At 62.7% G+C, this 20,271-nt stretch carries 20 protein-coding genes and 1 pseudogene; 3 read left to right on the top strand and 18 right to left on the bottom strand.

Annotated elements, in window-relative coordinates; translation table 11 throughout:
- Window positions 1–20 precede the first annotated feature (20 nt).
- From ACWY4P_RS52310 to ACWY4P_RS52375, 14 genes are all read right to left on the bottom strand, one after another.
- Entirely contained in the window at window positions 21–2,144 is a 2,124-nt protein-coding gene (locus ACWY4P_RS52310; RefSeq protein ID WP_456207869.1) for a peptidase domain-containing ABC transporter, read from the bottom strand.
- A 246-nt stretch (window positions 2,145–2,390) separates the two neighbouring features.
- Window positions 2,391–3,068, bottom strand: coding sequence for a 2OG-Fe(II) oxygenase (locus tag ACWY4P_RS52315; protein ID WP_456207870.1), 678 nt, complete (start codon window positions 3,066–3,068; stop codon window positions 2,391–2,393).
- 10 nt (window positions 3,069–3,078) lie between these two features.
- Window positions 3,079–4,758, bottom strand: a complete 1,680-nt coding sequence (locus ACWY4P_RS52320; RefSeq protein WP_456207871.1) for a condensation domain-containing protein — start codon at window positions 4,756–4,758, stop codon at window positions 3,079–3,081.
- Between the two features lie 367 nt (window positions 4,759–5,125).
- The gene (locus ACWY4P_RS52325) at window positions 5,126–6,298 is read right to left on the bottom strand and encodes an acyl-CoA dehydrogenase family protein (protein WP_456207872.1); all 1,173 of its coding nucleotides are present in this window, start codon (window positions 6,296–6,298) and stop codon (window positions 5,126–5,128) included.
- Window positions 6,295–6,558, bottom strand: coding sequence for a phosphopantetheine-binding protein (locus ACWY4P_RS52330; protein ID WP_456207873.1), 264 nt, complete (start codon window positions 6,556–6,558; stop codon window positions 6,295–6,297). The genes ACWY4P_RS52325 and ACWY4P_RS52330 overlap by 4 nt, the downstream gene beginning before the upstream one ends.
- 118 nt (window positions 6,559–6,676) lie before the next feature.
- A complete protein-coding gene (locus tag ACWY4P_RS52335; RefSeq protein ID WP_456207874.1) occupies window positions 6,677–7,684 on the bottom strand; it encodes an isopenicillin N synthase family dioxygenase in 1,008 nt (335 codons plus the stop codon).
- Between the two features lie 36 nt (window positions 7,685–7,720).
- Window positions 7,721–8,668, bottom strand: a complete 948-nt coding sequence (locus ACWY4P_RS52340; protein ID WP_456213340.1) for a phytanoyl-CoA dioxygenase family protein — start codon at window positions 8,666–8,668, stop codon at window positions 7,721–7,723.
- Window positions 8,604–9,476 (bottom strand): hypothetical protein, encoded by an 873-nt coding sequence (locus tag ACWY4P_RS52345; protein ID WP_456207875.1) that lies wholly within the window; start codon window positions 9,474–9,476, stop codon window positions 8,604–8,606. The genes ACWY4P_RS52340 and ACWY4P_RS52345 overlap by 65 nt, the downstream gene beginning before the upstream one ends.
- Window positions 9,473–10,426, bottom strand: coding sequence for a class I SAM-dependent methyltransferase (locus tag ACWY4P_RS52350; protein ID WP_456207876.1), 954 nt, complete (start codon window positions 10,424–10,426; stop codon window positions 9,473–9,475). The genes ACWY4P_RS52345 and ACWY4P_RS52350 overlap by 4 nt, the downstream gene beginning before the upstream one ends.
- The gene (locus ACWY4P_RS52355; RefSeq protein WP_456207877.1) at window positions 10,333–11,397 is read right to left on the bottom strand and encodes a hypothetical protein; all 1,065 of its coding nucleotides are present in this window, start codon (window positions 11,395–11,397) and stop codon (window positions 10,333–10,335) included. The genes ACWY4P_RS52350 and ACWY4P_RS52355 overlap by 94 nt, the downstream gene beginning before the upstream one ends.
- Before the next feature lie 35 nt (window positions 11,398–11,432).
- Window positions 11,433–11,915, bottom strand: a complete 483-nt coding sequence (locus ACWY4P_RS52360) for an NUDIX hydrolase (protein WP_456207878.1) — start codon at window positions 11,913–11,915, stop codon at window positions 11,433–11,435.
- Window positions 11,916–11,926: 11 nt separating this feature from the next.
- A complete protein-coding gene (locus ACWY4P_RS52365) occupies window positions 11,927–12,532 on the bottom strand; it encodes a hypothetical protein (RefSeq protein ID WP_456207879.1) in 606 nt (201 codons plus the stop codon).
- 3 nt (window positions 12,533–12,535) lie between these two features.
- Entirely contained in the window at window positions 12,536–13,747 is a 1,212-nt protein-coding gene (locus ACWY4P_RS52370) for a radical SAM protein (protein ID WP_456207880.1), read from the bottom strand.
- A 52-nt stretch (window positions 13,748–13,799) separates the two neighbouring features.
- A complete protein-coding gene (locus tag ACWY4P_RS52375; protein WP_456213341.1) occupies window positions 13,800–14,948 on the bottom strand; it encodes a nucleotidyltransferase family protein in 1,149 nt (382 codons plus the stop codon).
- A gap of 525 nt (window positions 14,949–15,473) precedes the next feature.
- On the opposite strand from ACWY4P_RS52375, the gene ACWY4P_RS52380 reads away from it, so the two are divergent.
- Both ACWY4P_RS52380 and ACWY4P_RS52385 read left to right on the top strand, forming a co-directional pair.
- Entirely contained in the window at window positions 15,474–16,007 is a 534-nt protein-coding gene (locus ACWY4P_RS52380; protein ID WP_456207881.1) for a DUF402 domain-containing protein, read from the top strand.
- 164 nt (window positions 16,008–16,171) lie between these two features.
- On the top strand, window positions 16,172–16,735 hold the full coding sequence (locus ACWY4P_RS52385) for a GNAT family N-acetyltransferase (protein WP_456213342.1): 564 nt from the start codon (window positions 16,172–16,174) through the stop codon (window positions 16,733–16,735).
- 360 nt (window positions 16,736–17,095) lie between these two features.
- Here the strand turns inward: ACWY4P_RS52385 and ACWY4P_RS52390 are convergent.
- From ACWY4P_RS52390 to ACWY4P_RS52400, 3 genes and pseudogenes are all read right to left on the bottom strand, one after another.
- Window positions 17,096–17,206 (bottom strand): annotated as a pseudogene (locus ACWY4P_RS52390) (hypothetical protein); the annotation flags it as partial.
- Window positions 17,207–17,313: 107 nt separating this feature from the next.
- Window positions 17,314–18,003 (bottom strand): DUF899 family protein, encoded by a 690-nt coding sequence (locus tag ACWY4P_RS52395; protein WP_456207882.1) that lies wholly within the window; start codon window positions 18,001–18,003, stop codon window positions 17,314–17,316.
- The gene (locus tag ACWY4P_RS52400; protein WP_456207883.1) at window positions 17,913–18,731 is read right to left on the bottom strand and encodes a maleylpyruvate isomerase family mycothiol-dependent enzyme; all 819 of its coding nucleotides are present in this window, start codon (window positions 18,729–18,731) and stop codon (window positions 17,913–17,915) included. Before ACWY4P_RS52400 ends, ACWY4P_RS52395 begins: the two co-directional genes overlap by 91 nt.
- A 205-nt stretch (window positions 18,732–18,936) precedes the next feature.
- Between ACWY4P_RS52400 and ACWY4P_RS52405 the strand changes: the two genes are divergently transcribed.
- Window positions 18,937–19,845: a squalene/phytoene synthase family protein gene (locus ACWY4P_RS52405; protein ID WP_456207884.1), complete on the top strand. Its 909-nt coding sequence runs from the start codon at window positions 18,937–18,939 to the stop codon at window positions 19,843–19,845.
- Between the two features lie 73 nt (window positions 19,846–19,918).
- Here ACWY4P_RS52405 and ACWY4P_RS52410 read toward each other — a convergent pair whose 3' ends face one another.
- Window positions 19,919–20,260, bottom strand: a complete 342-nt coding sequence (locus ACWY4P_RS52410; RefSeq protein WP_456207885.1) for a histidine phosphatase family protein — start codon at window positions 20,258–20,260, stop codon at window positions 19,919–19,921.
- Between the last annotated feature and the right edge of the window lie 11 nt (window positions 20,261–20,271).

The raw sequence follows: 20,271 nt of genomic DNA on the forward strand, positions 1-20,271 counted from the left end.
TTACCTCTGGGTTCCAGGTGTCAGGCGTCGCTCGACGGGTTTGTCAGCTGTGTTTGCCGAGGATCATCGGCTCCTCCGCCCAGAGAGCGATAAAGACCGCTGGAGGCGGCAAGTTCCTCATGGCTTCCCACCGCGGCGATTCGCCCGTCGGAGAAGACCACGATCGAATCCGCTTCGCGGATGACGGACAGCCGGTGGGTGATGACGATCAGAGTGCACCCCAGAGCCCGAACCCTGGAAAATATCTCCTCTTCCGTCCCCTGATCCAGCGCGCTGGTGGCCTCGTCCATAATCAGCACGAGAGGGCCTCTGACCAATGCCCTGGCCAGTGCGATCCGCTGCCGTTGACCGCCTGAGATCCCTGCCCCGCCGACGCCCAGGAGCGTTTCGTATTTCATCGGCATGGCCATGATCTCGTCGTGGACGAGAGCGGCCGCTGCCGCCGCGTGGACCTGTGTGTCGGACACCTCCGGAAGACCCATGGCGATGTTGTCACGGATGGAACCGGCAAAGATACGGGAATCCTGGTTGATGAACCCCATGGACTTTCTGACCGACACCCTGTTGTCGTCCCGCATGACCGTCTCGCCTATGGAATATTCTCCGCGGGACGGGGGGACCAGGCCGGCCAGTACGGTGGCAAGGGTGGACTTTCCGCAGCCGGACCTTCCGATGATGGCGAAGAAGCTTCCCTCGGGAATACGCAGCGAGACATCGGCCAAGGCCGGTCCGGCCCCGCCCGGGTAACTGAAGTGGACATCCCGGAGCCGGATGTCGCCCAACCGGTGCGCCGGACTCGAGTGAGCGGACGGAACAGGTTCCGGCTCGGTGGTGAGGACATCCCCCAAGCGTGCAAGAGTTCCTCTGAGCCCGGCGACCTGTACGCCTGCCTGAATCAAGCTCGTGAGGGGAGCGAAGAGCCCGATGGAGAGAGAGGTGAACGCGACGGCGTCACCGATGGAGATCTCCGATGCCTGGACGCGATGGACCGCGAGCAGCAGCACGAGGAGGGGAGCAGCCATCTGGATGCTCGTGCTGAGCGCCGAGACGGTTGAAAGATGCCTGCGGCTGCGGTTGCGAGCGTTGACCTCATCCGCGAACGAATGGGACCAGTTCTCGCCCTGGTTTCCCTCGAGGCCGGCCGATTTCAACGTCACGATGTTCTCCAGTATCTCGTGAAGTTGACTTTCTGCCTGGGCCTGGCTTTCCAGGGCATCCGCCGTGAGGTATGCCTGCCGTTTCCACGCCGATATCAGGAGGAGGACCTGCAGTGCTGCCAGCGTGAACACCAGCAAGGCGATATGGTGATCGGCCAGGATCAGCAGGACCAGATAGACGGAGACCAGGATTCCGTCACAGATCGCCGACATGGTGGAATTGGTGAGGACCTGCCGCACGGCCGTGCTGGTACGCACACGCAGCGCCAGGTCTCCCGGGCTGCGTCGGGTAAAGAATTGATAAGGGAGCGAAAGAAGGTGATAGAAAACCCCGAGCGTCACACGTTTGTCAGCTGCGGTCTGCAGGTTGAGAATAGCCAGGCCACGAATGAGCTGCAATATGAAATAGAATCCTACAAGTCCCGTGATTGCGAGGGCGTACTGCCATGTGCTGGGCCGGTATGAATCGGATCCGATGTGGTCCACTGCATAGGCGGAGGCGAACGGAGTGGCGAAGCTGAAAAGCAGCAGAGCCAGCGATGCCATGACGAGGGGAAACCAGGAGCTGTGCCGGGGAAAGAAATGCCGGAGAAAGCTCCAAGGAGTCGGTGTTCTGGTGACCGGCGGGATCGTGGCGGCGCCGGCAGCGGCATGAAGCGACGACTCGAACTCCAGCGCGACACCGGTGAACATCCTTCCGACTTCTTCCCGCGCCAGGCGCCGCCTGCCGTGCGCGGGGTCGACTATGTAGACATGGTCACGGGTCGCTCTTTCAAGGACCACGAAGTGGCGGAAGTTCCAGAAGAGAATGGAACCGGGGGAGAGGCTCCGAAGGCCGGGCAGCGTGACACGGACTCCCCGGCCGGTCAATCCGAAACGCCGGGCCGCTTCCAGTAAGGCGCGGGCCGACACGCCGTCGCGGCCGGTGTTCGTCTCTTCTCGCAGCTGGTCGACCGTCACGTTCAGGCCGCGGTGGGCCAGTACCATCGAGAGGCATGCGGCCCCGCAGTCCGTCATCTCCGTCTGAAGACGGACGGGAACTGAGTTCCGCCGGTAGGGCTCGCGGGACGTCAAGCGCCGCAGGACGTGCTTGCCGTGGACCTTCCGCAAACCGGACGGGAAGAGACGAGAGGTCTCGACCAACGGCCCGAGTTCGCGGGTTCCGCTCTTCTCGGCAAGGGCTTCGCTACGGAATCTGGACGCTGACGTGAACTCGGGCGGCGACGACATCGACTATCCGAGCTCATTCGAACGGGAAGAAAGCGCCTGGAAGAATCCGGTGACGGACATCCTGACATTCTCACCGGCGTTGACTTCGACGCGCTTGACCGCATGTGGTGTCCCCGCCTTGATGACGACCAGTCTGTTGGGCAGGGGCCTGACGTAGTGTCCGAAGTCCGTGATGTTCATCGCATCGGAATCAGCGCTCGTGTCATCGGCGCGGTCACGGCTCGCGATGAGTAGTTCCGCTCCCCAGGATGCCTTCCACTCACCATGCAGATAGAACACGTACGAGGCGGCCCTGTCTTTCGCGTCATCGTGCCAGGAGAGTCCGGCCCCGAGGGGGTAGAGATAAGGCGTGCAGGTGAAGAAGTCCCAGGAGTTCCCCCTTTCACCGCACCACGGAGACAGGGATTCTGCCGCCTCGTCGATGGCCTCCACGAACAAGTCCATCGCAGTGCCGGCCGGATAAGGAGCGGCGCCTTTGGGAGCATCGGGATGGTGCTGGATAACCGAAGGCCCTACGAGTGGATCTCCATCGAGAAAACCGAACACGCGGGATCGTGAGCGGAAACTTTTGACATAAGCGAAACGTTCACTCCTGAGGTGATCCCTGAGCTTGTCCAGACTTGCCGACGACAGAAAGTCGTCGAAAATCACGAAGTCGTCCGTGCTGAACGTTGGCGACATCTACTCTCCGCTAGTGATGCTGTCGGTCAGGTGATACCGACTCATAAATAATCGACTTCGGAACCATGATGAAACGACTGCCGTTCGAGGAATCCTTCACGTGCGCACGGAGGACGTGCTCGGGTACCTCCCGATCCGTGGCTACACGTGCCTGGAGCACATCGAGGCCATGTTCATCCTTCAGGACGATGGCCTCGGCAGCGACCACTCCTTCGACCTGTAGCAGGGATTCAGCGATTCTTCGTGTGTCCACGGCGACGACGACTTTTCCGTCCGCATCTGTAATGAGGTCGAACCCGGAGCCTTCGACAACGGACCGATCTTTCGGAATGGGCTCATCCGGGGTGAGGCCGCCACCCTCCGCCAGGGCAGCTTCGAACGATGCCGAGAATTGATCCTGCAACCACGGAGGAAAAACGGCGTCATGAGCCAGAAAATGATAATGCAGGGCATCTGGACTGCTGAAAACTTTCAGGTCCAGTCCGTAGGGCTCGAATTTCAGTTCCGGGGAGTGCGGAGATTCGTACGCCGATACGGTGATGCCGTCCGTACCCATGGTGGGAAGAGCGTCGCTCATCACCCGGTAGTTGATCGACACATCGTCCACTGTCGATGTCCCGAGCTTCTCCCCGTCGTCCCTGAGTGCGTGATTCAACTCCTCTGGATCCATGCGCTTGTAGGCGGCGATAGAACTGATCAGCTCTCGATGTACATGCGCGATGGCGTTCGCCCGCGTACTTTGCCGTTCAATGATGACCGGGATGCGCATGGCAAACATTCCAACGGCCTCACGTTCCGCGCTCCCACGTATGTCTACCAGGACGGATATCTTTATTCTGTCCTGCGGGGAAAGTGAGAACAAGGTAGCGGCGAAGACTGCCAGAATCCACTTGAATTCGGTACAGCCGCTCGTTCGGACATGGTTTCGCATAGTATGCAGCGGGGTGCCGGCCACCTTGAATACCCGGTAAGGCTTGTCAGCTTGGGCGAGCCCCGCCGATTGGTCGTGCACCGGCGGGGGACCGTTTCTTCCCCATATCTGGATAAAGGGAGGAACGCTCGCGAACCGCTTGGACCAATAGGTAGCCGCCTGCTTCCGGATATCTTCCCGTGTGTTTTCCACACCCGGGACAGGAGATTTCCCCGGGCGTTGGGAAGATTCCTCGGCGCACGGAGCTGGGCCGACGTCGCGACACGCCTCGTAGGTTCTCCACAAGTCCCTCAGAATGATATCGCAAGACCTGCCGTCGATGGCCGCATGCGTGAATCCCGCCAGGAATACATGCAGATCCGGCGAGTGCCGGAGTAGAAAGAACCTGAAAGGATACTCGCTCCCGAGGTCCCATGACCTTCTCATTTCCGAGGCCAGGAAGCGCCCGACGTACCGATCGAATTGACCCTGAGATGACGACCTTATGTTCTGGGCGGCAATCAAATGCTGAGCCGAGGGGGTGTCCCGGACCCATTGATGTAGCACACCCTGAGCCGGGATGAAGCTCAGTCGTAGGGCTTCGTGTTCCCGGACGACGTTCCGGAGGGCCTCCTTGAAGGAGCGGACATCAAGCGGCCCCGCGATCTTCTGCTGCCTCCATATCGCCGTGCGTGACTCGGAATCGGGAGGAAACCGCCTGAAGTGAACTCTTTGCGGGGGTGTTAATTGACGCAGTCGAGGTTCCGTGGAATTCCGCATCGGAGGGTTCCTTCAGGAAGTCGATGAGCTTGCCAGCAGACACTGGCAGTGGGTGCAGAGAACGAATACATCTCTGCACCCACCGATGGGAACAAGGAATCGCCTTACAACTGGGCCGATAAATTATCAGCTGGGTGACGTCTTGTTGATCCCCACGCCGAAGCCGCCGACAACATCGTCCAGCTCGGCCTCGTCCAGAGTGCGGATGTCGAGGTCCTCGAACTCATCATCGAAATCGAGAGGCATAATTCACCTCCAAACATGTGAGAGATTTACCGGGCGAGATCACTCTATGATCTCGCTTGGTCCTGGAGCAAGGGGATTGCGGAAAAAGCAAAGAAGTTCTCCGGACCCTGGAAGATCATGCTCATTCGGACCCCACCAGCCGAACCTCACGATCGAGCAGGGTCAAAGTGCCATTTGCCACCCACAATCGGTCATTGGAATAATTGATGCTCGCTGAGCGTAGATCCCTGAAGGTGCGTTCCAGCGACAACGACGAGTCCTTCGAGTAGCCCGCCGACAGGCCGGCGAGCTCGACCATGCGGTCCGCGGCCCGAAAGGTGAGTTCCGACGCGGCGAGCTTCAACGAGTTGAGGTGAATCTGGATCGCCGGTCGGTTCAGGCTCTCATGCTTGTTGCGCGCCTGTTCGACCTCTTCGCACACTTTCCGCAGATACGCGTGCACCAACTCCAAGTCGAGCCGGATACGGCCCAGGCGCTCCCTCAGCAGATCCGACGACAGGTCTTTCCGGCCCTTTCGTGCAGCCGCGGTCAGATGGCCGACCAGCTCCGCGAAGGCGGCACGAGCCGCGCCGAGCCAGCAGGCGGACCATCCCAGATGAGCAAGCGGCACCATGCTTTCGACCGCCACTGCATTGAAGCGGCCGCGCTCGCCGACCACGTTGGTCCCCGGGACCCTGCCCTCGAGACGGAGCGCCAAGCTGTGCGTTCCGCGCATCCCCATCGCGTTCCAGCTGCCTGATTCCTGGATCTCCAACTGCGACCGCTCGGCGTAAACAAGCAGGACGTCGTCCGCCTGGGCGTCCTCGTCGGCGCGCATCGTGATCAGAAAGCTGTCGGCGTGGGCCCCACCGGTCACCACGGGGGCCTCCCGGCTGATGCGCAGACCCCCCTCCTCGGCAGTCAGCGGGGAGGACGCGCTGAGCAGGTGACCACCCTTGGCCGACTCCGTGGTGACCGAGGCGATATAGAGGTGACCGGCCGCGACTCTGGGCAGCACCGCATCCCGCAGTTCTTCCGTCCCGTAACGGGCGAGCACGTCCACCTGCTGACAGTGCATCGCCCAGGCAGAAGCCGTGGACAGACAGGCCGAAGCCAGCTGTAGCGCCGTGTCCACAAACGTGTGCAGCCTCGCGCCCATGCCTCCGTGCTCGACGGGGACCAGGAGCCCCATCAGACCGGAGTCCCGCAGAGCGGCCAGGCTTTGGACAGGGAAAATCCCCTCCTCGTCGACCCCACGAGCATGCTTCCGCAGTACAGGCAGGGCCGATGCCAGGGCATCCGTGAGGTCCGTCACGCCGCATCATCCGCATTCAGCAGACCGTGAATCACCTTCCAGAAACCTGCGGGAGTCGCGAAGGTCTCCGGCACAATGAGTTCGTCAGGGACGACGATGCCGAACGCACCTTCCACCGCTACCAGCAGCTCGACACTGGCCACGGAGTCCAGGCCGGCTGAGCTGGTGTTCAGATCGGGTTCGAGCTCTTCGTCGTCGGGAAGGAAACGCAGCGTTTCACGCATGATCGATTCGAACTGCGGATCCCAGGCATCAGTCACTGTGCTCGCTCCATAATGTCGGTCTCTTGAATCGTCAACCTGACCACACGGTGACGGCCTTCCGGCCATGCGCAGCCCTGTGCCGCCGCCCCGAAGCGCCACGTCAGACGCGGCGTGCTCACGTCTGCCGCCGACTGGCGCGTGCCTTTGCCGACCGGCTGACGAAGAAGTCGCTTGAGCGAACCGGTTCATACCTGGGTGCCTCGCCCGCGTCGAGCAGCGGCGCGATGGGGCGAACGATGACATCAGGGCTCGGATGGAAGAAGAATCCCACACTGATCCGGTGCCGATGAGCCACTTCCCTGGGCGGGTTGACCACCCGGTGGACAGTGCTGGCCCATCGGTCATTCGTCCAGACAGCCATGAGACGTCCCAGATTGACCACGAACGAGCCGGAAATGGCCGGCACATCGACCCAGCGGCCGCTGTGATGGGCGACTTGCAGTCCCCCTGGAGCATCGTCCTGGTAAAGAATCGTCAGGGCGCTCCAGTCGCGATGCTTCTCGTTGCGTAACTCGTCGTCTCCGGGCGGAACCGGCTGAGGCGGGTAGTAGTTGGTGGTGAGCGGGCTCATATGAAATTCGAACAGGTCGACGAGCCAACCCTCCGGAATCCCGAGCGCGATCGCGAAGAGGCGCAGCACGTCTCGGGAAAGCTCCTCGACGGCCGCATGGTAGGCGAGGTAGGCCCGTCTGAACTCTCCATCGTCAGGCCACTTGTTCGGCACGAGCAGACGCGGATCCCCCCACGGGGGCTCGGCGTCCCTTGAGTCTTCTCCAAGGATATTGGCGTAGAACTGTTCATGGCGGGAGCTCCGGACATGGTAACCGCGCATCAGTGGATCGGAATCGTCCGCGGCGACACGCGACTTTTCCGCTGTCGACCGGGCAAAGAACGATTCCATGACCCGGTACATGTCCGTGATGACGCCTTCTGGGATGCCATGCCCCACTATCACGAGAAAGCCGCTCGCTTCGCATGCCCGCGCGATGGCCCTCGCCACGGCCGCCCGGCGCTGGACATCTGAACTCTTGTCGCGGCCCAGATCGATGACCGGGACGTACCCCTCGGTGAGCGTCACCACATCGCCATCGCGCGAACAGGTTGCTGTCACATGGTCCGGCATTAAAAAACCATCCTCAAAAATCCAGCCGCTGTCGTCTCAATTCGATGGAATGAGCCACGGAAATGCGCGGCACACCTCCGGTAGTTCGACCTCCTCGGGAGGCACGGAAGGGACCATGCGAACGTTCTCCGGTACCCTCGACTCGCGCTGGTCCTCCGGCAGCAGTACCGACCAGTCCGGCAGCTTCGGATAGAACGCCGGCTCAAGCGCTGACGCGCAGAGCGGACTTGCCACCGGCTGGAATCTGACGTCGGCGGACAGCCTGATCTTCTCCGAGGTGTTCGGACGGGCCCGATGCACGGTCAGGCTGGTGAAGACGAGCACGTCCCCGGGAGACAGATCCCCGCCGCGCCAAGCGGCACTCGCGGCATCGACGGACGTGGCCGCACACCGGTACTCGGTGCCGCCGAATATCTCGCGGGATCCGGATCGATGCGAGCCGGCCATTATTTCGAGAGAGCCGTTGGCTCTGGAGGAGCCGTCCAGCGGAATCCACACGGTGAGAGTGTCCAGCGCCCCCTGACCGTAGGGATAGTCCTGGTGGGCCGGCGACTCATAAAAACCCTCGCCGGTGGTGGGAAACGCGATGCGAGGAACCGTCCGAGGGTGAGCGAAGAACGGCATGCCGAACAGATCGCCCAAGACGGATGTCAGACCGGTGTCCCGCTTCAGCGCATAAAGACTGGGCAGCCGGAGCATTGCTTCCAGCCCTTTCCAGTATGCGGCCTCGCCGGGATAGATATTTGCGTTGGCGCAGGGAAGCTGCGACTTGTCCGAGACGACCCAGCCGAGACCGTGCAACGCCGACAGGACATCGCTGCGCGCGGTCTGGAGAGCACCGCTGTTGACGCATCCCTGAAGATATAGATAGCCGTCTTCTCGCAGACGCGACCGGAGCCGGTCGGGATTTCCGATCAAATCATTCGAGGGAGTGAAGTCGGCTGATTTCGGGGCGCGGGCCGCGCTGATCCGTGTCGTCCTCATGGTCACGTTGAAATTCCTCCAGGGAGCCCCTGAACGCGCGGCTTATGGCATCGGCCCAGATTCTGTATCGTTGCTGGCGAGCGGTGAACGTTCCGTCATAGGGAGGATAGACAACGCGTGGTGTCCAGCCTACGAACCTGTTCCCCACCCGCCGGGAAAGTTCTGCCACCGTCACGGCTGTCGATTCCTCGTCGATCACGCCATTCACCATGAAAGCACGGATGAGCTGTGAGAGTTGAGGGTCGAGGCGGCAGGCGTATTCAGGGATCAGATCGAGTCCCTGCAAGCCGGACACCAGAACTATGGGAAGTCCGGCGATCAGGGCCGGCGTGCGGTTCGCCAGATCAGAGTCTTCCTTGTGCTGATCCACGGCGCCTGCGCCCTCGATCACTATCCTGGAGCCGCGCGACTGAAGGATCTCCAGCCCTTCCAGAATCGCGATCTCACATTCGGAAAACATGTGCGGACTCATTGATTGAAAATCGACGCAGTCGCTTCCGGTGAGCGCGACAACTCCCCTCGACTGCCCCTTGATGAACAGCTCGCCGCTGAGTGCGTCGGAATGTGGAACAACTGCGACCGGATTATGTGTCCATTCCCAGTCCACTCCGGCTGCCGAGCAGTGATGGTAAACGCCGTGCCGCCATAGGTCGGGGTGATCGCAGCTGGGGTCCTGAAGGTCGACGACGGTTACAGCCTTGAACGGTTCGACCTTCCAGCCGAGGTCTCTCCACAGCCTCAGCACTCCCACGGAATAGCAGGATTTTCCGGAGCCGGCACCGTTCCCGAGGATCGTCAGTCCCTTCATATGGAACCTGCCTTGCCGATCTCGGAGGAAGTGGCTGCGATCTCGAACCTCCGTAGCTCACCGGCCTCAGCCGCTCGAGCCAGGCCGAGGAAACGGTTGGAAAACTCCTCAAGGCTCTCTGAACCCATCTCGTGCCGCAGCTCTTTCCGATAGGAGTCGATAGCAGAGTTCCAGGCGCTCAGCCAGGAAATGAAACGATCGGTACGGTCGGTGCTGGTCACCTCAAGTCCGTGACATGAGAAGAGTTGCACCCAATCCACTTCGTCGGCTTCGGCCGCCGTTCCCGGCAAAATGCTGGAGGTCGCACCGGGACGGATCGACTTCACGATGTAGGTCAGGATTGTCCCCCCGGGCCTCAGGAGCCGACGCCACGCGGCGACGGTGGAACGAGGAGACCGGGACCAGTACAGGCTGCCGATGCTGAGCACCAGATCGAAGCGCCCTTCGTACCCTGACACATCGTTCATGTCTCGGAGTTGGAACGAGCATCTGTGGGGTCGGGTATTCGACAGTTGAGCGGACGCTACGTTTGTCGGGCTGATGTCCCACCCCATGCTCTGGCAGTCCAGGGTCTCCGCCAGTAGCTGAGATGCCCAACCGTTGCCGCACCCCATATCGACGACCTGTGACCCCTCGGCTATGCCGAGAGCCTGCACGGAGCGCAGGAGATCCTGCGGCCACAGACTGCTCTTTTGATGCCGGTACTCATGCCCGAAGACCGCCCTTCCCACGAGTTCGAGGGCGGGTACGGAATTGTATGTGTCGTACTCCTGTGAGACTGAATGCGCTTCTGACATCCACGCCTTCCCGTTGCTGACGTTTAACATTCGGCAACCGACTCGTGCAGCGGACGGTGTCACCCGGAACGATCCTCGATGCGCACGACTCCCATTTCGCCGTCGCTTACGCATCGGACCCTGGACCCGATCAGGTCCGCTTTCTGCGGCCATCCGGCGACCGAGACGTATCGGAAGCTGTTCCTCAGCGGGCCGGCCGGTGGCAGGAGCGCCTGGTCGTGAGAGAGGTGGAATCCCGAATCCATGTCCACGATGAGCGGGAGCTTGCGCCCGAGTTCACGAGGAATGTTCTCCCAGCCCTGGGCGCGCTCATGATCCGTCCATGTGACAAGCGGGCTGCCCGAGGTGATGTCCGGCGCGATCCTGCCGGTGAGATCGAATGCCCCCCAGACAAAGCGTGTGAAGTGATGGATTCCGTCTCTGAGTGACTCCACGGTCGAGGTGAAATCAGAATCGACGGGCAAATCGGAGGGGATCGGCCTGAGCTGGAGTACTACGAGCCTTCCTCCCGTCCAGAAGCCCTCGATGTCAAGGTCGAAACCAACGGCCGAGCGCATGGCACGAGCGGTCCGCAGCACGGACCTTATGGCGATGTCTTCATCACCCTGGGTAGGGTGGGCGATGTCGGTGACTTCATCGTGACAAGAGTCGTCTCCGGTCTTGTGGATCAGCCTGCCCGCATGTCGGCGCCGTATCTCAAGAGTGATGTCGTGATCGCGGCAGTAGCAGTGAACCGGGCCGATGAAGTCGGAACCTGTGATCATCTCTTGTAGGACGAGTGACACCGTTCCGCGAGGCGCACGTGCCAGCAGACCACTGGCCGACAGAAGGTCGAAATGTCCTTGGAGGATCATTTGGTGTGAGTACCTGAGGCCGGTGCTGTTGACCCCTCTGCGACTCTCACGCGAAAAGGCCTCGCGGAGCCCCGAATAGCGTAGTGCGATACCTGCGTTGAAATCACTGGCCGTCGCTGCTACCTCTTGGACTAATTTTCTCGGGGTTACGTCGATCGGAATGATGCGAAAATTTGGGATCGAGACCTCATGTTCCGTGGCGGCGAACTCCCGCATGAGATGCATGCCCAGGGCGACTCCACCGAGCTCCCGGTAGATCGCGGTGGCCATGGGGGAGGGGTCGGGGAGGATCGCCAGATGGTGCGTCATCGTGCAGCCCTCCCGCGGAGGCCGTCCTCGATTCTTACCTGGACGCCTTCACGGTCTTCATAGAAGTAGTACGGCTGACCGCTTCCGCTGAGGTAGTCCAGTATGGGTTCGTACATGGCCGGCCAGGGAAGGAGCGCCAGATGCTTTTTTGCCTGGTTAATCGGCATGAACTCTGCTGATTGCACTTCCCCTGCGGGGTCACCGACTCTGTTGAGGCCCGTGGAGGGCTGCCATCCCGACACCTCGAAAACGGTGGCGATCACGATGGAATCAAGCGATCGGATTTCCGTGACATGAGCCATCGCTTTGACTTCGGTGATGCGGAGCCCGGCTTCTTCTTCTACCTCGCGGATGAGTCCCTGTGTTGCTGTCTCGTCGGCTTCCACGACTCCGCCGGGCAGGCTCCAGTATCGCATTTCATTGGACTCCTGCTCAACGAGGAGGAGCTCACGGCCGGACCAGAGAATTCCTGCGGACACACGCGTGAGATTCATTGTTCACGCACCAGTTCCGACGTGGAGTGATCGACTGCGCTTGACTCGATCAACGGAGCGTTTCGATTCCATAGGATGGTGACCGCTTCGGTGCCGAGCATCCCGGCTAAAATGGATGCCGCAGGCATCGGATCCGTGGTGAAAATGGAGAGAATTATCGGCCCTGCGTAGTACCGAAGACGTAGCCTGAGGAATTTTTGAAGGCGGATGTGTGACACGTACTTCTGTTTCAGCCAGGTGTTCGCATAACCGCTGGCGACAAGCCAGGCGAGGAGGAACAGAAATCCCGTTGAGTCGACCCGGCCGTGAGTTGCTGCCAGTATTCCGCAGCCGCTTATGCATACACCGGCAAAGGCATGGTTGAAATGATCGAGCTTTCGCCGCAAGAACCAGTAGAGCACCGTGGCGAGCCATAAAGCGGCCACTCCGTTGTCAAGGAAAACGAGAGCCGAACCAGTGATGGCCCACACAATCCCGGAGAGTTCACTCGCACCGGTGAACGAACGCAGTCCGTCATCGTTGAAGAGATCCGAGATTTTACTGACAATACCTGTGGTGAGCGACAGGAGGATGATCAGCAGGAGAGCCGCCGTATCGGTCATTGCTCACATCCTTGTCTTGGCCAGGTAGTAGGAGTCGTTGTAGATGTGGTTGGCGATCGATCCCAGGCCGAAGATTACCGAATTACGCTCCTTTGATACGAGGCCGCTTGTCAGGGTGCGCGCGCCGTACCCGGTGGCGAAGCGCATTAGCTCCTGGCTGCTGATATCGATGTTTCCGATCTTGCTGTGTCCGTTCGTATGATAGATCGTGAACAGCGGTACGACCCCGCGATCGGTCAGGCCCTCGGTGGCCTCGAGACAGAGATCGGTTTCCTGTTCCGCATGAAACCTCCGACCGTCCGGCACTCCTCCAAGCGATTGGATGCCGTAGACCAGATTGCTGTAGACCTCACCTTGGCCAAAGATTTCGAGCGCTGCCTCCAGCATTCTGAGGAACCCGTCCCGGCCCAGCCAGCGAGTCTTTCCAGGAACCATTCCCGCATAGTGCTCCGGGTCCCACACTTCGATATCCAGAAGAACCGAGGTGAATCCGGATTCCTTGATCAGTTTGAGAGCGGCTACGTCGTCCGGGGGCATGAAACAGGCGTAGCTGCGTTTGACTGAGGGGGGTACTCGCAATTGTGACCTGACATCGTAGTAATGCTGAACGGTCTGCGAGTTTTCGAGATCATAGTTTCCCGTGGTGAAAACTATGTAATCGACGGGATCTGTTGCCAGGGCATGGTTCATGGCGGAGATCTGTACGTCATCCGGCTTTATGCTTCGCCGGTACTCTCTGGCCAGAGCGTAGTGTGGAATGATCTCACAGAAGGTGCATTCCTCTTTTGTGCTGAAGAGCGCACAGTAGTTGCTGGGTACCAGCCCGAGCAGATCGGTACCCAGCAGTTGGGTGACCGAACTGACCTTCACACCGCTCTCGAGCGTGTCCTTGTAGTAGTCCGGCTCCGGTATGAGCTCGATGGGAACCGTCTCGCCTCCCGTGGACAAGGCCGGTCCGTCCGGCGTCCAGATGAGGCAATGCGGGGAGTTCTCGTTGTACCTCACCTGGGCGACGACGGCTTCGGTGGGGCGGAGGCCCGGCGGGCGATGGAGGATGATCTCCTGGGGTATCTTCCGCTTGGGAGCCGCACCTTTGTGGTGGCCGTAGATGGCCTCGATGCGGCCCTTGTAACCCTGAGCATGCTCATAGAATTCATCGCTGATGTTCAGCCCGTCCACCAGAAGTTGAATTTTGTGGCTGAGTGCAGCGTGCATGTCCAATCGTTTACTGTGTGCCATGTGCGGCATATTCAATTCCAGGCTCCTTTTACTTCCGTGATTCGGTTCGGTTGTCGATCTGCGCCAGATCACCGTACGGAGGTCGAAGGGCCGGGACGAACTCTGGGGAGCCCGGGTTGTTGAGTCGTTCGACCATGTCTCCGGACCATTCCAGATAGGAGCCGTCAAGAGCGCCAGTGCTGCAGAGCCATGACCTTTCGCAGTAGGGTTCGAGTCCGAGTCCCTCGATGATCCGGCTCTTGAATATCTGGTCGGTGAAGGAGCAGACCCATGCGAGAGGGGGCGCGATGTCATAACGGCGAATCAGGTCCGACAGCATGGTGATATCACCGGCGTCCATCCGGTGCCAGAGCCGCCAGATGTCCGCGAATTGCCCGAGCCGTAGATCCTTGGCCCGGACCGCGCGCTCGAACCAGCCCTCCCTGAAGAGGTGCATGGCAGTGAAAATGAAGGAATAAGGCGGGGTGAGGGAGGGAAGTTTGATCTTGCCGTCCCCGACTTCCACCTCGTCCAGGTCTGTCAGGGCCTCGACCATGGGAACCTGCCACCCACTGCTGTACCAGGTGAGGCTGAAGGCGACATCCGTAATATGGTAGGGAATTCCCTCACCGGTGATCGGCCGGAAGAAGTGCGGGAGGTGGTCCGGCCGCAGGAGATACATGGCCAGCCTGCGGCGTGGCAGCTCCGTCAAGGTGTCCGTACGGAAGTCGTAATCTTTCCCCGCGTGATATCCCGCGGAGATCATCACATCCTTTACGATATCTTTGTGGGCGGGGTCTATCATGAGATCGATGTCGTTGAAGGTGCGGACCCCGCGCCCTCCGTAGAGCGAGTGTTGGAATATCACCCCTTTTGTGCACGCGACGGTCATGCCGCATTCTGTGATCGCCTGCACCAGGCGAGCAGCCTCATCCGTGGCGAGAGCGCTCAGGTGTCGGTTCCAGTAGAGGGATTCGATGAGCTCGCGGCGGAACTGATGAGGGGCCAAGTCCAGATAATTCGCCTGGATCAGAAAATCCGCGACCTGCGGCAGCATGCGGTGACGCCTCGCCTGAACCGAAAGATCATCCCACGTAAGAGTCTCGAGGACCTTCTTGACGTCTGCTAGGGCTTCCGGGTTGCAATCATGCATGCATATGTGTTTCAGTAAATGCCAGTGATCAGGCTGTTCGCGCATTGCCACGTGCGATCTCCGTGACTGTCGGGCTGTCTTGTGTGGGCCATCGATAATTGCTGGACGCTTGCCAATAGGGCCATTCCGGTTGAGTGATCCCGAATCGAAGAGGCCGCCGGCGCCTGGCACCGCAGTCGGTCGTGTCGTCTCCTTGGTCGCGGAGTGACATGGCTGGCTCCTTGGAGAGAGCAGAACAGCGATCGATGCCGCAACCTGCGCTCGCTGTTTGTACGCGGGGCATCGTTAAAGCACTGACTTGATCACCGACTTAAGCAATCAGGATATTACCGATTGCCTCCAGCCTGTCAACCACTACGCCCTTGAAAGTTCGCATGGCCGGAGGTCGCCGAACGGAAGTTTCCGACACTTCCTCCTTATGCTTCCCATATTCGTCGAAGCGCAAGTCGGGGAGTGGGCCACGAGCCCCATTCGTATATTTCAGGTCGATTCACGTGCTGAAGCCGTTCGCCAGGTGCGGGATGACCGATCCGCGTCCGGCTGGTGAGGCACTGTTGTAGCGTTCGGGGCATGAACACCGCTGGGGTCCAGGTCTCGGTCCGCAAGTACGACGGCAGCCTGCACTGGCACTACCGGATGATCCGGCTTGGCGAGGACGAGCACGGAGTCTGGCTCGGAGCGCCAGTGGGCACCGTCTACAGCAAGGGTGCCGAAGGCCCCGTCTATGCCTCGCAGGAACCACGGGTCATGCTCTTTCCCCGCGAGGCCTGGTGGACCGCCCTCTTCCAAGCGGATCCCGCGCGCCTGGACGTGTACTGCGATGTCACTACCCCGGCCCGGTGGCCGCACGCCGGAGCGGTCACCATGATCGACTTGGACCTCGATGTCTGCCGTGTCCGGGAGGGGGGAAGCGTCTTCGTCGACGACGAGGACGAGTTCGCCGAGCACCGGATCCGATATTCCTATCCCTCGGAAGTCATCACTCGGGCCACCGGCGCGGCCGAGTGGCTGCGGACCGCGCTCAGAGGAGACACGCAGCCGTTCGCCGGCCGCTACCGATTCTGGCTGGCCGAGATTGAAAGTGGTTCACACGAAGCCCAGTAAGCCCCGCACTGAGAATCCTGGCTCGCTCGGCCCGGGCACCGTCAGCGAACGAAGTGACGGAGGGGACCTGGCACGGTCGGTGTGTCACGTCGGTCCGTAGTCCCGGGCACGAGCGTGGGATGATCTCCTCCGCAGTGTGCGCCGGTTTCGACGTGGAGGCGACCATGTACGCGATATCCCTGGGCGACGACGGTGCTGAGCTGCGCCCGCTTGAGCCGTGGCGGGCCGAGGAGTTCCTGGCCCACATTGACCGGGGGCGGGAATTCATCGGGCAGTACATCGCGTTGGCCGACGCCGTGACGGACCTGGCGTCGAGCCGCTCCCTCCTCCAGGCCTACGCGGAGAAGGCCGCGGCCGACGCCGGGCGGATCTATGGCATCTGGACGGACGGCAAGCTGGTCGGGGGAGTCCTCTTCAAGACGATGGACGTGGGACAGGGCGTCGCCGAGGCGGGCTGCTGGCTGGAGCCGTCGGCCGTCGGCGGGGGACTGGCGACCCGGGCCGCCCGCGTGATCATCGACTGGGCCATCGAGGAACGGGGCATCCACCGCGTGGAGTGGCTGGTTTCGGCGGCGAACGGGGCCAGCGCCGCCGTGGCCCGGCGGCTGGGGATGACGAAAGACGGCGTGCTGCGCGAGAGCTACCTGTACCGGGGGAAGCGGTACGACATCGAGGTCTGGTCGGTGCTCGCACCGGAGTGGCGGGCAGCCAAGCAAGCCCCGTCGTAGCCGGCACGCCCCCACGGCCCGCAGCTCCCGTGCCGCCGCCCGAGCCTGTGGCCGACGTTGGCCGGCCACGCCCCCAATCGCTCTATGCGGGCCTTCGCGATGTGGTCGTAGGGATCGAGGCCAAGTGGGGCGGCCAGGTCGGGTGCTCGTCGGGGCGGACAGCGGCAGCCACCGGACCGGAGTGCCGCCTCTGGGGAGGTGGGGAAGGCGGCTGCCGAGGCGGCACTGCACGTCATCGGCGTCGAAGGCCTCCGTGCGGTGCAGTCCTGGACAGCTCCACCACACGAAATAGCTCAGCCGCTCTTCCCAGTCGATTCCGCGTCCTTCCGGGGTGAGGTCGAACATGTTCCACAGCGGATCGAGGGTGTCCACGTGGCGGGGGCCGTAACCGGGTTCCATGGGCGCGTAGAGCATTTCCGAACCCCAGAAGTGGCGGATGTCCTCACCATCACGGCGGAACACGTTCAGCATGGGCTTCGATGAGCCGTCCGCTGTCTCGGCCAGGTAGTCGCGGCTGTAGCTGTTGCCCGCCGCGGAGAACAGACGCAGGTGTCACCAGCCGCGCTCTTGGGCGAATGTCATGAGCCGTGACAGCGGCGTCCTCGCCACGACCGCGAAATTGACGGCTGGCCGCTGTAAATGATCAGTGAATCCTTGCCGGGCACGAAGACCTCCGACAGCCTGACGTCGATGGCAGCTCCGTCAGACCCTGCCCCCTGGAAGATGTAGTCCTCCGGGATCACTCCGCCGGGCGGCAGCGCGCGCCTCGCGGCAGTCGCCGCCTCGATGGCGCGGCGGAGCTCGATTTCCTGCTCGAGTAGCTGGTCGCGTGCCGCGGCCGACTCTCCTGGAAAGCCATGCTGACGGTACCTTCCGCCGAATTGGTCCACATGCAGCGTGCGGCACGGAAGGTTCACCGGCAGGGATGTCTGATGGCAGGCGCCGCGCGATGCCCGTCGAGCGGCTGCTGTCCGCCTACGGTGAGCTCGCGGTACGGCTCGCGCGTCCGGGGAACATCGCCCCGCCGAAGTATCCGGTGCTCGGCGGCGCCGGTGTTCCCCGCGCCCGGCAGCGGGCGCTCGCGGACGTCGGGCGCGGTTCCCTGGGGCGGCCCACGCGAGTTGAGCGAGACCGCCCTCGCGCCCGTGGGCCCGATCGGGTGCCGGATCGGGCCGGATCAGGGCGGGGTGAACAGAGTGGGGAAGCGCGGGGCAAGCCAGGGCTTGCGGCCCCAGGCCAGGACGCGTCCCCGGGCGAGGGCGCCCCACGGGCCGAGACGGCCCAGCGCCACGAGGAGAAAGGCGACGGGCTCCATGAGGATGGTGCACTCCGGGCGGACCGGCGGCCGCGGGCTGACAGCCACCGCGCCGTTGGTGAACGTGGCACCGAAGCAGACATCGCCCCCAAGGCGGACGGTGTAGCGAGCCGTGTGCCCGGCGGCGGTGGGGCTGACGACGCGGGGCATGGCCACCATCAGGAACGGCAGGGACAGTTCGGCCCGGGCACGGCTGACCATGTGCGGACGGCCCAGCGCACGGGCGAGGTCATAGCCGTGGCCGAGCATGTGCGTCAGCAGATACGACCCCAGTACGTCCATGCTCATCGGGCCCATCGGGCTGACCAGTTCGTCGTGCGGGGCGGGCCGGGCCGCCGCCTCGAGAAACGCGTCTGCCTGGTCCACGATCATGGCGGCCAGCGGCTCGGCCCCGCGCTCGGCGAACGCCGCGAGCGCGACCTCGTTGGCCTCGGCCAGCCCGTCCGGCGTGCCATCACCGTAGGGGCGCGGCCTCCCGGCCGCGACATCCGCCATCAGCTCATTGGCCTGCGCCAGATGCGCCGCCACCTCCCCGACCGACCACCGCGACCCGGGCACCGGAACCCCGGTGTCGGCCGCACCGCGCAACAGCACGGCGATATCCCCGGCGGTGGCCCGTATCGCCTCACTCAGTCCCGCGGGCCATATGCCCGCGCCGTCCTGCCCACTCACGGATCCCACCGCTCTCCCTCACTCAGCCGGACTGCGCCCCGGCACGTACGGTCCCGCCAACCACGGCCACCGTCCACGGCCGCCGGCCATCCAGGCCGTCGCCCACCACCCGGGGTGGCGAACACCCCACTCCTCCCACACACGGACCAGGACCGCTACCGGCTGGACGTATAAAGGAACCGCGCGTGAACTCAAGGGACCGGGAGGGTCGGCCATGGGTCTGTGGGGCAGGGCACTCGACGCCGCGGGGATCAGCGATCCGACGTTGCGTGAGGACTACGCACGCCAGCGGAAACTGGTCGCGAGATACCGACGCAGCTCCTACCTCGCGGCGCGCCTGCTTCTGCCCCGGCCGCTGCTGCCGCACCTGATCACGGCGACCGCCTTCATGCATCACACCGACACCCTCCTCGACAGCGGTCCCGAGGCCGGGCGCGCCGCAGCCTACACACAGTGGGAGAAGGAAGTCCGCGAAGGCCTGGCCACCGGCGAAAGCGATCTCCCGGCCATCCGGCCGCTGCTGTCCACCGTCTCCGCTCACCCCCATTTCCGCGGCCGCGTCGAGGACTTCCTCGACGCGGCCGCCACGGAGCTGGAGTTCACCGGCTTCGCCACCGAAGCGGACTACCAGCGCTACCTCGACCAATACGCGCTGCCCGCGTTCATGCTGATCGCGGGCCTCATCGCCGGGGAGGACCCTCCGGCGGCCTACCGCGAGGCGTGCCGTACGTACATCGACGGCAGCCAGCGCCTCGACTTCGCCAACGACCTGTCCGAAGACCTCGCGGACGGGCGCCTCAACTTCGTACGCAGCACGCTCGACGCCCACGGTGTCACCCGCGCCGACCTGGAGAACGCCCGGGACACCACCGGAACCCGGAGCCTTCTCGAACACCTCCTCGACCAGGCCCGCCAGAGCCTGGCCGCCAGCCGACACCTGGTCGACCTCGCACCCCCCGAGGGCCGCCCACTGTTCCGCGCCGTGATCGAAATCGAGGACATCACGGCCACCGCAGCCGCCGCCAAGGGCCCGGCCCTCCTCCACGCCCCCGCCCGTCCGCCCGTGCCGGCCACCGCGCGAGTGCTCCTCCGGGAGCGCCGCAGCATTCGCCGGAGCCGGTGACGCGGTGAAAGGGCGACATCGCAGCCGACCACTCCTCGCTCATCGAGCGTCAAGAATCGGCTCGGTGCCGGTACTAGACCGCCCTGGTCTCGGCGCCTGGCACGCCTTCCTCATGCCCCAACCGGTCGCCGACGGCCGGCGGCGGGATGAACCTCTGGTCCAGCCACTCCTGCGGCCTTCCCTCCGCCTCTCCGTATGACTTCTCCCGAAGCCTGCGATCCAAGACCGGTTTCACACCGAACAGCTCGGCAACCTTGTCCGCCGTCTGCCGGGTGCGACGCAGGTCCGAGGAGAACAGCTCCACTTCGGCGCCGTCCGGGACCTGTGCCCGCAGCGCCTGGGCAATGGAGCCCGCTGCGCGAACTCCGACGGGCGTGAGCTGCGAATCATGCCATCCGCCGACCACTCCCTCCACGTGGTGTGTCG

It is taken from the genome of Streptomyces sp. LZ34, assembly GCF_053890475.1.